Genomic DNA, 13,331 nt, shown 5'->3' with positions numbered 1-13,331 from the left:
GAATGATTTACCACTATTTGTCGTGAACAGCGTGTGCAACAAGGACATGCATAGCTATGAGCAAGTCAACACAGTTTATGCCGTGCCCTTTACTCACCATGACCGAGGCATCACCGGAACATGCGGTGGCGGGGCAGTCGAGGGCGGATAATCTGCGAACTTGGGTTAACTGAGTTTCGATACTTCAGTTAAGAATTTATGGTGCTGAATGTCAGTGACGTGGCGTGAATCTGGCTGGTTGGCGTGGTGTCGATGGTTGTTAGCGAGGGTTCTTTCCTCGCTTATAACCATGGGAGTCGGAGGAGATCCTTGAATTTCTGCCAAGAAATTCAATAGCTCCGTAGCGACCCACTACGCCAACCAGCCACACAGAACAGAACGCCAGTTACAGCAAATCTTAACCACCCAGATTCACGGAATGCCACGGCCTCAATCACTATCCCTATCCCCGCGCAATCATTTTCTTGTTCGCAAACTCATACAACGCCTGATCGCTCATTTCCCGTCCGTAACCGGAGGACTTCACGCCGCCGAATGGCAGTTCAGGGTAACCGTTGGAGGGTTGGTTGAGGAAGATTTGGCCGGTGATGAGCTGGCCGGTGATGAGCTGGTCGGCGACGCGCTTAGCTTCGTCGAGGTCTTGGGAATAAACGGCACCCGCGAGGCCGCATTGCGTGTCGTTGGCGATTTGGATGGCTTCGTCGGTGTCTTTCGCAATGTGCACCTGGCCGACGGGACCGAAGAATTCGGCGTCGTACATGGGGTTGTCGGGCTTCAGATTGCCCAGCAGCATTGGCTTAAAGAAGAACCCATCGCGGTCCTTCTGCGCACCACCGTCAACCAGGATCTCAGCACCGTGTTCAACGGCGGTGTCGACTTGCAGCTGCAGCTGGTCGCGGGCACGTTCGGAGGACATTGGGCCGATGGTGGTGTCGTCCGCCATGGGGTCGCCGAGGACTTGTTGCTCAAACGTGGTCTTCATCTTAGTGACAAATTCGTCCGCGTTGGCTTCAGTCACGATGTACCGCTTGGCTGAGGTGCAGACTTGCCCCGCATTCCGCAAGCGGGAAATGGCGCCGTCAGCGACTGCCTGGTCAATATCGGCATCCGGCAGGACTACGAACGCATCGTTGCCGCCGAGCTCCAATGTCGTTTTGGTGAGGGCTTGGGCCGCTTCACTGGCGACGATTCGGCCTGCCTTGGTCGAGCCGGTCAACGCTACGCCCTGGACGCGGTCGTCGGCGATGATGGCGGCGGCTTGGTCGTTGGTCAAAAACAAGTTTTGGAAACCACCGTGCGCGTGCATGACACTGTAGACGGTCTTTTCAAACTGATCCGCGCAGCCAGCAACAATCGGGGCGTGTTTTAAAATGACCGGATTGCCCAACAGGAAGTTTGGCGCGAACACCCGCATGACCTGGGTGTACGGGAAGTTCCAGGGTTCGATGGCGAACACGATTCCGGTCGATTCGTACTGCATCTGCGCCTGCTTATCGCCCAAGTAGGTGTAGGGCTTTGGCGTCAGCGCCTTGGGGCCGTTATCCGCATAGTACTGGGCAATGTTGCCGGCAGCGTTCGCTTCAGCCAAGGCTTCGGTGTAGCGCTTGCCCATGTTTTCCGTGGCCGTTTTTGCGAGGACCTCAGCGTTGTCGTGGAAGGCCTTCGCAATCTCACCCAACTGCTGGGCGCGCTGGTCAAACGTGTGGCGGCGCTGGAAAGTGAAGTACTTGTCAGCACGGTCCAGCGCATCGCTGATATCCTCGGTGCTGTTAACGGGGTAGGCGGCAATTTCCTTGCCTGTATAGGGGTTGACGATCTTAAAATTCATTAGTATTCTGCTCCAATCTTTTCAAATAAGGCCGCAAATTCTGAGTCGGCGCGGTAGAAAACGGGGATCTGACCCAGCGGTGCACTGACTTCAACGGTGTCACCGCCAGTAAAACGGTCGCCGGTCCAGAGGTGGATCCAGTTGTCTTCGGGCAGGTAGGTCGACCAGGTTTGCTTGCCAGGCCGGTACACCGGTGCCACTAACAGATCGCGGCCAAGTAAGTATTCATACTGGATGTCGTAGGTGCCGGCATCGTCTGGATAGTGCATGAACAGCGGCCGCTGCATCGGCAAGCCTTCGCTGACCGCCTGCGCCGCGATTATTTTCCGGTACGGGGTCAGGGCTTTAAACACCTGGGTCATCCGGGCGAGATGCACTGAGGCATCGTAATCGTCGTAGACCTGAAAATTCTGATCCGGTCGGTTACCCTCGTGCGTCCGCATCAGTGGGGTGAAGGCGGCCATCTCGGCCCAGCGCATGAAGAGTTCGCGCGAGCGGATGTTACCGTACAGGCTGGTGTAGCCGCCGATGTCGCTGTGGGAAATGCTGTTGCCGGTCAAACCAGCGGACAGGGCGGCCGGAATCGTTGCGGCGAGCCCGTCGTCCAGACTCCAGTTCACACTCTGATCGCCCGCCCACAGCACCGGCGCGTACTTCTGACTGCCAGTGCCGCCAGCGCGCATGAAGTACATGATCTGGTCGGTCAACCCAGCTTCCTTAACGGCGTCGTAGTTGCATTGCGCCCAAAGGACTGGCCACTTGTTGTGCATCACCATCGGGTCGGAGTGGTCGTACAACACAACGTCGGTGGGCAGGTACTCGCCGAAGTCAGCCATCCAACCTTTCATGCCAGTGCTGATCAGCCGCTGTTTGATGAGGTCCTTGTACCAGTCAAACGCGTCCGGGTTCGTGAAATCGACCACGCCGCAAAGGAACTCGCCGAAGTCAACAAGGTAGATGTCCCCAGTCTGCGTTTTAGCGAAATAGCCCAGGTCCTTCACATCCGCAAACAGTTGGGTGTCGTTTGCGATGTAGGGGTTGATGTAGCCGAGAAACGCGATGCCCTGGTCCTGCCACTGTTTAATGGACGTCGTCAGGTTGGGGTACAGGTTGTCATCGGCACGCCAGTCCCAGTAGAGCCGCTTGCCAAAGCTGGTCATGCGAATGCCTTCCCAGTCCTGCGCCCAGATGCCGGCAAGCGCCACGTCGTTTTCTTTGAGCTGGTCAGTGATCTCCGAAACGCGGTCGGTGCCGCCCTGCACGCCCAGAATGAGCCCGTTGTTGGTCCAATCGGGCAGCCCAGTTGTGCGGCCGACCAGGCTGGTTAATTTTGTAATCAACTCGGGAAAGGTCGGGGCGGTATCAAACGTCAATGACAGCGGTAAGCCCCAGAACTGCAGCTCGTGGTAGTCGTCATTTTGAAAATCAAAGTCGGCATAGTCGTAACTGGCCACGTGACAGTAGTACATCTGGGTCGAAATAAACGTGGGCGCTGGGTAGTTCGTGGTGTAGTAGTCGCCGCCAGAGTGGGTCTGGTCCGCCTGGAAGGTCGTCAGCGTGTGCTTGTTGCGGCCAACGCCGGGTTCGGACGTCCATAACGGAAAGTGGCGGCCGCGCAGGTCCAGGTGCGACAGTTGTTCACCGCACCCGTAAACGTGCTCGTCCTTGTCGGCCGTTAACCGGAACCAGAAGCGATTCCAGCCGTCCTTTAATAGGGTAGGTTTGATGACGAGCCGGTCAGCTGCGTCGAGAAAACAGGTGAGCTCAAGGTAAGCATCGCCCTGAAAACTAAACGTGAGCTGAATGTCGTCTTCAGTAACACGGTGATCGGTGAGGGTCAACGGCAGCTTAGCGGCCAGCGTGTCGCTAAGCTCAAAGTTACCTTGGTACATGGCAACGTCGGCGTCCCCGCGGCCAATAAAGACGATCGGCGAAGCGGCCGTCTCACGAAGCAGCGGCAGGTCATGGTAAAACAGGGTGTTGTTTAAAAAGGTGAGTGGAGCTTGTTGAGAAGTAGAAATCATAGGCCACCTCCATGGTTGGTTTTTGTGTCGTGATGATAAGTTTTTTGTGATTTTAAGTGTAGATATGGGTAAGGGTTTTGCGATGGTTAGTAATATAGCGATTGGAGGTTAAATGGAACTTAAAGGAAAGAGTGCGGAGCGAGCCGGTTAAGGGGCGGAGCACGTTTAGGCTATGAGGCCAAGAAAGGCCGCCACGATCCCCGAAATACCGCCATTTCCACCAACCAGTGATACAAAAACCAAATATCACAGATACAAAATAAATATCACCCAAATTACCCAAGAAAAATGCCAAACACCCCAACAAAAAAACGCCTAAAAAGGGCAAATACAACCACATTTTTAGACGATGATTAAAGGCTGAATCAGTATTTTACGAATTGCAATCTACATGACAGTCATCGAATTTAACGATAGTTACAGAAAAGGACAGTTAATAATTAATGACTGATACTGACTATATTTATTATGGTATCAGTAGAAAAGAACAAAATTCGATTGAATAACGGTAGTACCCAAGTCATCTGATCACCAGAACGATACATGTTTGATACAATAAAATCGAAAGAAGAATGGATAACAAAGGAGACCTCATAACATGCAGACCTACACTGTCTTCGAAGCTAAACACAACCTGCTGCAAATTATTAGACAAGTGAATGAAACAGCACACCCTGTATTCATAACAGCAACGGATGAGTCCAAACCAGCTGTAATCATTTCTAAAACTGAATGGGATAGCATCACTGAAACCTTGGCACTGGCAAACAATGGGACGTTACAAAAAGTTTTCGAACGACAACAGGACAACTCAGGGGTTACTAATGCGGATGATTTGAATTGGGATGACCTGTAAGCGATTGTTTTCGAGGAAACACCTAAAGTTAAACATTGGAGTCGAATAATCGTGTCAATTGCCCGTGACCAATAGTGAGTTGGTTTTGGACAAGGTTTTTTTAATGTTGGTGACTCAAATAGTGCTGACATGTTACTTCGTTGCTCTGTTTGGTCTTGCAAGACGAGGTGGGGTGCTTCGACAAGGTAGAATGGCGCCATTACGCGACGATCTTTGAAAGCCCGAATATATGAAATAAGCGTTCATAGCAGCGATATGAAGCCAGTAACTTAATCGTGATTGTTAACCAGTCCATCGTAAGAAGCATTACTGCCTAGTATCTGACAAGCAGTCGAGGGCGGATTCTCTTCAAACTTGGTTTAAAGCTAATGTGATGCTTAACTTATCTGAAAAGTAAGCTCAACATTAGTGGAATGCAGCAATTTGGCACGGAGCTGTGGCGAGCCACTTCAGCGGAGTGCCAAATTGCGGAATGTAACGGACTATCACCTAACAATGGAAAGCTCCCTTGGGCACTTTTTGATTATTCCAAACAGACGGTTATCAAGAAAAACGTGCCACTTACGATAACTATTGACCCACTTACGCAAGAATCGTTGCCAAGCCCGCAATTAAAGGGTTTAATAAGAGCCATGGAGGGGAGCCGCACATGACAAGAGTCCGCATTGAAATTGATGATCGCCTGACCGACAAAGAAATTGTGATCCGCACGCCGGTCTATGACGCTGATGTTAAGCGCCTGTCGCAACAGCTTCAGGCGGCTGATAAGGTTCAGCCGCAGCTGCGGTTTTTTAAGGGTGACACGGAATACTACCTCGACGTCAACGACATCCTTTTCTTTGAGACGGAGGACCGGCAGATCAATGCGCATACGGTGGATGATATTTTTGAGATTCACTACCGCCTGTATGAACTGGAAGATTTGTTGCCAGCGACTTTTATGCGAATCTCCAAGTCAGCAATTTTAAACACGACGAAGATCTTCGCGCTGACCCACTCCATTTCAAATAGCCTGGTGGAATTTCAGCATTCCCAAAAACAGGTCTATGTCTCACGCAAATATTACAAGCCGTTAAAGGCACGTTTGGAGGAACGACGATGAAACGATTACGAAATAAAAACTGGTTCTGGGGGACGTTCTTCATCCTCGGCGCCATCCTGTTGGGTGCCAGTCAACTGAATTTGATTTCTTACCACTTGAGTTTTTGGAGCATTCTCGCCACCCTGTTTCTGGCGGGCGCCTTGATCGAGAGTTTGATCATGTGGTCGATTGGCGGGATCTTGTTTTCTCTGGCGTTCCTGGGCATCCTGTACGCGACACCGCTGGGCATCACGCAGTTGGTACCGTGGACGATTCTGGGCATTGCCCTGCTGTTGTGGATCGGGTTGTCGATCATCTTTCATCCAAGACATCACTGGCAGCAACAGCAGTGGCGCGAGTGGCACCACCAAGCGCAGGTGCGGCGGCATCATCACGGCGGTTATGGCAATGAAGTCGATGAGGAGACCGTTTCGGATGACCAGGCTGAGGTCAATATCGATAGCCGGATGAGCAGTTCGGTGCGGTACATCCAGTCAAATAATCTCAAGCAGGTCAATATTTACGCGTATGCGACCGGCCTCAAAGTGTACTTCGATAAAACGATTGTGGCCGGTGACCTCACCGTGAACATCGACGCCCATCTGAGCGGCGTTGACCTCTATTTCCCGCATACCTGGCATGTCGTCAATAATATTGAAGCGTTTCTTGGGGGTGTTTCCCAGGGAGACGATAGCGGCGGTAATCCTGTGACCGTTTATTTGAACGGGAATGCGGCGCTGTCTGGGGTGAATGTGCATTATCTATAGGTAACAAAAAACGCCCATCATGACGATGAGGCGTTTTTTAGTTGTTTTTACGAAGCTTGTCCTGTTCATCTTCTAAATCACCCAACAGTTTTTCCGACAGCGCTAGATCATCCCTATTCCGCCGTTGCCGAATCGCAACGAAATTATCGCAGACGAGGAACGCAATGATGCCAATCAGCAACAATTGCAGATTGCCATTCTTCAACAACCGAAGCCAAAGTTTGAGGCGTTGCACCTTAACTTGAATAGTGCCAAGTCCCTGTTTCGGAACGGTGAACCGCGACCGTTGGTGAGGCGCAAGCCGGTAGCCAAACGGTGCTGATACGCTAAATGTGCTGCCAGTTTCCGCAGCCTTTTTGGCTGTCCGGACGACCTTGCCGTTGTGTATGAAGTCGATCGTGATTTCCTGTGAGGCAGGGTGCACCCAGCGCGTGACGGTTTGGTCGGCCGCCTTGGTGAAACGGTAAGATTCTTTGTTCTTTTCATTAGTCGTATAGCCAGTCGTTGAGCCGTTACTAATGTCATAGGTCTCGCCAACTCGGCCGTTGATGGGCTCCCGACCGACAATTTTAACCGTTTTCTCAACCTTGTACAGGATCGTGGCCGTCGCGTTGGCGCCCACATCCTTGACTGTGACGGTAACGGTCTGGTTACTGGCAGTCGTAAACGTGTAAGACTGGGGACTGCTGGCTAGCGTTTTGTAGCCAGTGACTGATGCGTGGCTGATATCGTAGCTGCTGCCGGCAGTGCCACTAATGGTTTCTGTGCCAACTTGCTTGCCGGATGCGGTGACGTAGCGGATGGTGGCCTTTTCCGTCGTGGCTGCCTTGGCAGTGATCGGCTTGATGAGGCTCGTCCAGCCATGGTACGCCAGTGTGAGCACGTGTTGGGTTTGCCAGGCAATGCCGTTTTTATTCAGAGGTACTTTTGCGGGTGGCAGCCCATTGTCCACGGTGACCGTTTTCACGCCGTAGTAGGCCGCCATCCAGACGTTGAACCACTGTTTGGTCGGCTTGCCGGGACTCACGTAGGTCTGCGTCCGGTAAACGTTGTGGCTGTTGGTCACCGGCTGCATCCCCGGCACCTTGGCGTGCGCAATGTGGTGGGCGGCGTCGTACCGGCAAATGGTGTCGCCAGCCTTCCAGTACCCGTATGAAGTCCGCAGCGAGCTGACAGCGGCATTGTAGCCCGGAATACCGGCAAACAACATCACGCCCGCCGCCAGGGCTGGGGTGAGGCGATCGAGTAGTGACCACCGCCGCAACTGGGCGTGGTCGTAAAACAGGATCAAAATGGCGGTGATGAAGTAAATATTGGGGCCGAAAAATACCCGGCTGACGATTTCTGGTGAAACGACTAGTGCCATGATCCCCAGCAGGCCACCAATAAAGTAGAAGAGAGCTGAGAAATAGTTACGGTTATCTTTCCATTTAAACGTGTGTCCATAGGTATGATGCTGCCAGTACATGTAGGCCAGAAACAGCGCGGTGAACAATATGATGGCGCCGGAATAGTGCAGCGTGAAGGCTACAATGTTGCTGAGTTCAAACTGTGAGCCCCGTTTGGTGATTTGTTTGCTGCCCGACATGACCACGGTGTAGAAACTGCAGGCACCGGCCAGGCCACCCGTCCATTTCCAGGCGAGTTGGCCCTTTGAGCGTGACCAGTCATAAAGAGTGAGCGCCAAGGCAACGAAAATGGTGAGTGGGGCCGTATTTTCGTTTGTACCGCCGGCGAGGAACCCAAGCACCAGCATACCCACAAACATGAGCCGCGGATGTATGAGCCGCGGATGTTTTGCGTGGTAGTTGAACCGGTATGGCAGTAAATAGCTCAGATAGATGAGCGCCACCCAAAGGTAGTTGAACCCGCCAGATAGCCAGAGAATCGATGTTCCGTAGTCGGGCAGGCACCACCACATCAACGCAAAGGTGAGGGCAAAATAACTGACGCGCAATTTTTTGAAACTGCCGAAAACGTGGATATCAATCAGTAGGCCAACTAGGATGAACACGATTGAATTTGCGACGTTGTATGCGGCCTTTGGCAGCTGCATAAACAACTGGACGCCGGTATGGGCAACGAAGCGGCCGTTGTTGATCCGCGTATGGATCTGGATGGAGTGCAGCAATTGCCATAGATTGTGGATGCCGCTGAGGTGCTTGGTCGGTCACTCGCCGCGAAAGAAGAAGTGGTAGAGATAGTCGTCGGCCGCGTAGCCTGTTAAATCATTTAACTGTTTAAATAAGAAGTAGACAAAAAACACAATAATGGCAAATCCGCCGATCTTCAAGGCGACCCGTAACACCTTGTTAGATTGTTGTTTAGTCATGTTGATTCCCCTGAATTCAATTATTAATGTTGACATTATATTTATTTTACCATGCTGTATTGACGTGCTGACGTATAGCTTTTGTTTGGTTATTGCTTTTCGTTGCATTGCGCGATTTGGCACGCCACCGAGAGTGGCTCGCGATGAAGCTAATTCGATTTCTGCTGCGCAGCTCTCGAATGGATCTCCATCGTCTCGCATGTTACTAAATGGCCGAGACCCACGCCCATTAAGTAACATCGACACCACTGCTCCGTGCCAAATTGCTCCATTCCACTGATAGTCAGCATGCTTATTACTTTGGGTTAAGCATTGAAATTTGATTAATGACAGTTTGGAGATTATCCGCCCTCGACTGCAAATTACCGACTGACAGCGAACCCAGTTGTGGTGACTATGAAAAGACAGAGTTTTGTATTTGCGATTGAAAGTGGACAATGTTTATTGCTATGGGGTCTGCAATAGCTCTTGCTGGTATTGACCGCAAATATCAGCGAAGTGGAGACGTAGGAGATCCTTGAATTTCTGTAAGACATTCAATAACTTCCCAGAGCGACCCCACTACAGCCTGCAGGACCGACCGGCGGAACGCAGCGGGGGACATGCACGGAATTTCTTGGCTACATTGCGGAAACGTGTTTCGCAAGGCACGGGGCTAACGTGTAACGGACGATGACCAAAAAGTCAGGCCCGGACTTTTCGGTCATCGTCCGTTACACACCGCCCCTAACCCGCCTTGCTTCACACTCTGGCATTTGCAAACCCTTGCCACCTATGATTAAATTACAGTAGCAAAACATTGGGGGTATTCCATGGGCGATATATTAACCGTGCACAATTTGAACAAGAGTTTTGGCTCCAAGCACGTGCTGCACGACGTCGACTTTACGGTTGGCGAAGGGCGCATTGTGGGCTTGATCGGGCCAAACGGTGCCGGTGAATCGACAATCATGAAGACAATTTTAGGACTTATTAATTATGAGTCAGGGGAAATTCAGGTTGCTGGCCAGACGGTCACCCCAAGCAGCCACGAGGCGCTTGCGAACGTTGGTGCGCTGATTGAGTATCCTGGACTTTACCCGTATCTGACAGGGTGGGATCATTTGGACTTATTTGCCAATGGCGACCACCAGTTGATCCACATTCAGCGGATCATTTCAAAATTGAACATGGACGATTTTATTAAACGACTGGCCCGGGGCTATTCGGTCGGGATGAAGCAAAAACTCGGTGTGGCCATGGCACTAGTGAACGAGCCCAGTTTGGTCATTTTGGATGAACCGATGAATGGGCTGGACCCGCAGTCGATCAAGGACCTGCGTGACCTGATTATCGAAGAATCTCAGAAGGGCACCAGTTTCCTGATTTCATCACATATTCTGAGTGAGCTGGAAAAACTGGCGCAGGACGTGTTGATTATCGACAAAGGGAAAATCGTGAGCGCAACAACCATGCATCAGCTGCTGGTCTCACAGGGACGAAACACGATCTTCTTGCAAACGAGCGACGACCCGAAGGCACGCGATTTGTTGAAGGCTGCTTCGTTTGAATTGGACGATGGGCCGCAAGTTCGGATCATTGACCGGGCGGATGATACCTTGGCTAGCGCACTGAAGACGCTGATCAATGCCGGCCTCGACGTCAACGACATGCAGCGTGAGGAAGGCAGTTTGGAATCATCACTGCTGGACCTGCTGGCGAAAGATCGGGTGGCTGACTAATGGGTAATTTAATACGACAAGAGTTATTTAAACTATCACGAAAACACAGTACTTGGATCTGTACCGCGTTGATGATCGTGATGCAGATCGGCTTCGCGGTGCTCGCTAAAAACGACCCGAAGATGGTCAACCCAGAAGCTGCATTTCAGTCTACGTTTTACGCCAACCCGCTGATCCTCTACTTTATGATTGCGGCCTGCGCCACCATCATCACCATGGAGTTTCAGTACGGCACGATTCGCGCGTTGTTGTATCGAAAATACAGCCGCGGTCAGGTGCTCGTCAGCAAATGGGTCTGCATGTTTATTTACAGCGCTTATTGGTACGCACTGAGCTTTTTCGTTTCGCTTGTGCTGCGGGAATTCATGTTCAAGCACGTGATCAACCTGCATGCGACAACGGACGGCATCAGCGTATTTCGCTACACGGCCATGGTCGATGGCGGTAAATTCGTCACCCTTTGGCTGTTACTAAGCCTGGTGTTCCTGCTGGCAAACGTCTTCCGAAATTCGGCAGCCGCTGTGTCGGTCGGCATCATTGGCTACCTTGCCGCCAACCTGGTGATGCAGATTCTCGTCGTTCTCATTCAAGAATACGACTGGATCAAGTGGAATCCACTCACTATGATGCTCTACCCAAGCCTGCTTTCAGACCCTGATGCGTACACGAAATTGTTGAACCTAACCAACACCCAGATGTTCTTTGGGAATGTCTTTTACATTGCTTTATTCTTGTGGATCGGGTATTACTTCTTTAAGAAACGGAATATTTAATTCGTTTTGCTCACTGGCTACTTTTGTCGGTGGGCTTTTTGTTTGGCGGTATCTTTTCGTTGCATTGCGCGATTTGGCACTCCACCGAGAGTGGCTCGCGAATAAGCTAAGTTGTCTGTCGCTGTGCGCCATACAACTGGATCTTATTCGTCTCGCATGTCACTAAATGGCCAAAGGACGGCCATCAAGTGACATCGACACCACGATTCCGTGCCAAATCGTTCCATTCCACTTACAAGCAGCAGACTTGTTACGTTTGGTTAAGCATCGAAATTTAATTAAGGCCAGTTCGAAGATTATCTGCCCTCGACTGCGAATTACCCAATGACTGCAAACCTTGCGATGTTGATTATGAACAGACCGAGTCGCGGTAACTTACTGAATGAGGGGAATCTTCTGATAAGCTGAGTATCTATGAGCACATACTTGCAATTAACCGCAAATATAAGCGGAGTGGAGCCGGTCGGCATTGCAGGCAGTAGTGTCGGTGTTTGTTGGCGAGGGTCTTTTCCTCGCCTACAAACACGGGAGACGGAGGAGATCCTTGAATTTCTAGTTTATATTGCGGAAACGTGTTCCGCAGGCCAACTCCCTACTGTGTAAGGCAACTTTGCCAGAAATTCAGCCCGGAATTTCCGGCAAAGTCGCCTTACACTCCGGGAGTTACCCGGCCTGCTCCACACTCTGGCCTACAGCCTGCAGGGCCGACCGGCGGAACGCAGCGAAAGTTATGCACAAAAAAAGCACCCACATAATGAGTGCTCTAATAGAGAATTCAGTATTAACGCCCAGTAACATCCGCAGTTTCAGCGGTTGGCAAGGTTTCGAACTTTTCGCGGATAAAGCCGGCTGATTCAGCTAATTTGGCTTCCTCGGCATCGGTGATCGGTAAGCGGAGGGCTTCGACGACACCGGATTTGCCGATGATGGCGGGGTGGCCGACGTAGGTGTTGTACTTGCTGCTCCAGCATGAGCAAGGGCAGGCGAGGTTGGCGTCATCCAGAACGGCGCGGCTGAGTTTCACGGCGCAGGTGGCAATGGCGTAGCTCGTGTACCCCTTGCCGGAGTGAACCGCCCAACCACCGCCACGTGCTTGAGATTCTAATTCTTCAAGGTCTAATCCGCGTTCTTCAGCGAGTTGCGTGATTGGCAGTCCATTAACGGAGACGGTGGACCAAGCAACAAATTGTGATTCGCCGTGTTCGCCTAACGTGTAGCCGGAAACGTTCTTCGAGTCGACGTTGAAGTTTTCGCCGACGACCTTTTGCATCCGAGCAGTGTCCAGGAAGGTCCCGGTGCCCAGCATTTGGTTGGTGGGAAGACCGGTGGCCTGTTGCAGGTAGTAGGTGATGCAGTCGCACGGATTCATGACGTCAATAATGACACCGTTGAAGCCGGACGCTTTGATCTTAGGGGCAATGTCTTGGACGATTTCGCGGGTGTATTCAAATTCAGCCCAGCGGTTGCCGCTGGCGTGGTCGAGGGCGTGAATGTTGCCGGACGTGACAAACAAAATGTCCGTGTCAGCTAACTGTGAGTAGTCGTTGATGCGGATGGTGGTGTGTGAGTCCAAGCGCGCTTGAGCGTCTTGGAGATCTAATTGCTCAGCGCGGGCCTTTTTCTCATTTTTATCGATCAGCGTTAATTCGTCAGCAATCCCTTGGCAGACCAGGGTGTAAGCAACTGTGGCGCCGACGTGACCGACACCGATAATACCGTATTTTCTCATATGTAGAACCTTCTTCTATGTAGTATGTGGAATGTGTGTGAAAACTAATTATGTTTTAATGTTGTTCAATTTAACAATGATTGTGGGCCATGTCAACAGCAAATCGAAAATAAGGGTTGGCCATTCTTCGTAAAATAACTGGCAAAGCCTGACATACTGGCGTTAGGAGGGCAATAAAAAAACACTATTAAATGATTAATAGCGTTCTAAAGGGTTTACT

General features: G+C 51.3%; 10 protein-coding genes. 5 read left to right on the top strand and 5 right to left on the bottom strand.

Annotation, left to right across the window (positions count from 1 at the left end; all coding sequences use genetic code 11):
- Window positions 1-442: 442 nt before the first annotated feature.
- Window positions 443-1,828: an aldehyde dehydrogenase family protein gene (locus AYR61_RS02035; protein WP_065901391.1), complete on the bottom strand. Its 1,386-nt coding sequence runs from the start codon at window positions 1,826-1,828 to the stop codon at window positions 443-445.
- Entirely contained in the window at window positions 1,828-3,852 is a 2,025-nt protein-coding gene (locus AYR61_RS02030; protein ID WP_065901388.1) for an alpha-glucosidase, read from the bottom strand. The genes AYR61_RS02035 and AYR61_RS02030 overlap by 1 nt, the downstream gene beginning before the upstream one ends.
- Window positions 3,853-4,450: 598 nt before the next feature.
- On the opposite strand from AYR61_RS02030, the gene AYR61_RS02025 reads away from it, so the two are divergent.
- The 3 genes from AYR61_RS02025 to AYR61_RS02015 all read left to right on the top strand — a co-directional run bounded on the left by AYR61_RS02025 (window position 4,451) and on the right by AYR61_RS02015 (window position 6,556).
- Window positions 4,451-4,708 carry a type II toxin-antitoxin system Phd/YefM family antitoxin gene (locus AYR61_RS02025; protein WP_054710272.1) on the top strand — a complete coding sequence of 86 codons (258 nt, stop codon included), beginning with the start codon at window positions 4,451-4,453 and terminating at the stop codon, window positions 4,706-4,708.
- 649 nt (window positions 4,709-5,357) lie between these two features.
- Entirely contained in the window at window positions 5,358-5,810 is a 453-nt protein-coding gene (locus AYR61_RS02020; protein WP_056987459.1) for a LytTR family DNA-binding domain-containing protein, read from the top strand.
- Window positions 5,807-6,556, top strand: a complete 750-nt coding sequence (locus AYR61_RS02015; RefSeq protein WP_054710275.1) for a LiaF transmembrane domain-containing protein — start codon at window positions 5,807-5,809, stop codon at window positions 6,554-6,556. The genes AYR61_RS02020 and AYR61_RS02015 overlap by 4 nt, the downstream gene beginning before the upstream one ends.
- 37 nt (window positions 6,557-6,593) lie before the next feature.
- Here the strand turns inward: AYR61_RS02015 and AYR61_RS02010 are convergent, their stop codons facing one another.
- Both AYR61_RS02010 and AYR61_RS15105 read right to left on the bottom strand, forming a co-directional pair.
- Window positions 6,594-8,705 (bottom strand): DUF6056 family protein, encoded by a 2,112-nt coding sequence (locus tag AYR61_RS02010; RefSeq protein ID WP_225356527.1) that lies wholly within the window; start codon window positions 8,703-8,705, stop codon window positions 6,594-6,596.
- A gap of 21 nt (window positions 8,706-8,726) precedes the next feature.
- The gene (locus AYR61_RS15105) at window positions 8,727-8,888 is read right to left on the bottom strand and encodes a DUF6056 family protein (protein WP_156319307.1); all 162 of its coding nucleotides are present in this window, start codon (window positions 8,886-8,888) and stop codon (window positions 8,727-8,729) included.
- An 812-nt stretch (window positions 8,889-9,700) separates the two neighbouring features.
- On the opposite strand from AYR61_RS15105, the gene AYR61_RS02005 reads away from it, so the two are divergent.
- Together AYR61_RS02005 and AYR61_RS02000 are read left to right on the top strand one after the other, a co-directional pair.
- Entirely contained in the window at window positions 9,701-10,609 is a 909-nt protein-coding gene (locus AYR61_RS02005) for an ABC transporter ATP-binding protein (RefSeq protein WP_065901383.1), read from the top strand.
- Window positions 10,609-11,382 carry an ABC transporter permease gene (locus AYR61_RS02000; protein WP_065901380.1) on the top strand — a complete coding sequence of 258 codons (774 nt, stop codon included), beginning with the start codon at window positions 10,609-10,611 and terminating at the stop codon, window positions 11,380-11,382. The genes AYR61_RS02005 and AYR61_RS02000 overlap by 1 nt, the downstream gene beginning before the upstream one ends.
- A gap of 781 nt (window positions 11,383-12,163) precedes the next feature.
- On the opposite strand, the gene AYR61_RS01995 is transcribed toward AYR61_RS02000, so the two are convergent.
- On the bottom strand, window positions 12,164-13,111 hold the full coding sequence (locus tag AYR61_RS01995) for an L-lactate dehydrogenase (RefSeq protein ID WP_065901377.1): 948 nt from the start codon (window positions 13,109-13,111) through the stop codon (window positions 12,164-12,166).
- Window positions 13,112-13,331: the final 220 nt, after the last annotated feature.

The sequence above is a fragment of the Secundilactobacillus paracollinoides genome (assembly GCF_001702155.1).
Classification (GTDB): domain Bacteria; phylum Bacillota; class Bacilli; order Lactobacillales; family Lactobacillaceae; genus Secundilactobacillus; species Secundilactobacillus paracollinoides.
The sequence above is the reverse complement of the archived record's forward strand: the minus strand, read 5'-3'. Positions and strand labels throughout refer to the sequence as shown.

Coding starts and splice junctions, on each gene's coding strand:
- AYR61_RS02035 (WP_065901391.1), bottom strand. CDS start 1,828: ATGAATTTTAAGATCGTCAACCCCTATACAGGCAAGGAAATTGCCGCC.
- AYR61_RS02030 (WP_065901388.1), bottom strand. CDS start 3,852: ATGATTTCTACTTCTCAACAAGCTCCACTCACCTTTTTAAACAACACC.
- AYR61_RS02025 (WP_054710272.1), top strand. CDS start 4,451: ATGCAGACCTACACTGTCTTCGAAGCTAAACACAACCTGCTGCAAATT.
- AYR61_RS02020 (WP_056987459.1), top strand. CDS start 5,358: ATGACAAGAGTCCGCATTGAAATTGATGATCGCCTGACCGACAAAGAA.
- AYR61_RS02015 (WP_054710275.1), top strand. CDS start 5,807: ATGAAACGATTACGAAATAAAAACTGGTTCTGGGGGACGTTCTTCATC.
- AYR61_RS15105 (WP_156319307.1), bottom strand. CDS start 8,888: ATGACTAAACAACAATCTAACAAGGTGTTACGGGTCGCCTTGAAGATC.
- AYR61_RS02005 (WP_065901383.1), top strand. CDS start 9,701: ATGGGCGATATATTAACCGTGCACAATTTGAACAAGAGTTTTGGCTCC.
- AYR61_RS02000 (WP_065901380.1), top strand. CDS start 10,609: ATGGGTAATTTAATACGACAAGAGTTATTTAAACTATCACGAAAACAC.
- AYR61_RS01995 (WP_065901377.1), bottom strand. CDS start 13,111: ATGAGAAAATACGGTATTATCGGTGTCGGTCACGTCGGCGCCACAGTT.